Raw genomic sequence first — 233 nt, forward strand, 5'->3', positions numbered from 1 at the left:
CTGACACTCATTTAATGGTACGTCGTGACCGTCCGTTGCGTACCTTTGATAAAGATATTACCGATGGTTTGCTGGAACGCATGAAGCAGGACGGTCCTGAGCTTCACACCGAAACCACCGTTCGCGAAGTCGCTAGCTAGTCTCTCAGCAGGACAAAATTGCCAATAAAGCCAAAGACATCTCCGGTCTGGTTACGGGTCGTGAACTGGTTATTCCAGAACCACTGGTTAAAG

Annotated in this window: 1 protein-coding gene; it reads left to right on the top strand. The window is 48.9% G+C overall.

Going from position 1 to position 233, the window contains the following annotated elements:
* The first annotated feature begins 14 nt into the window (after positions 1–14).
* The gene (locus tag SB659_RS20610) at positions 15–140 is read left to right on the top strand and encodes an NAD-binding protein (RefSeq protein ID WP_410551789.1); all 126 of its coding nucleotides are present in this window, start codon (positions 15–17) and stop codon (positions 138–140) included.
* Positions 141–233: the final 93 nt, after the last annotated feature.

This window comes from Arthrobacter sp. SIMBA_036 (assembly GCF_046535135.1).
Taxonomy (GTDB): domain Bacteria; phylum Actinomycetota; class Actinomycetes; order Actinomycetales; family Micrococcaceae; genus Arthrobacter.

Bases quoted from the DNA above. Each gene is read 5' to 3' on its own strand.
- SB659_RS20610 (WP_410551789.1), top strand. From the start codon at position 15: ATGGTACGTCGTGACCGTCCGTTGCGTACCTTTGATAAAGATATTACC.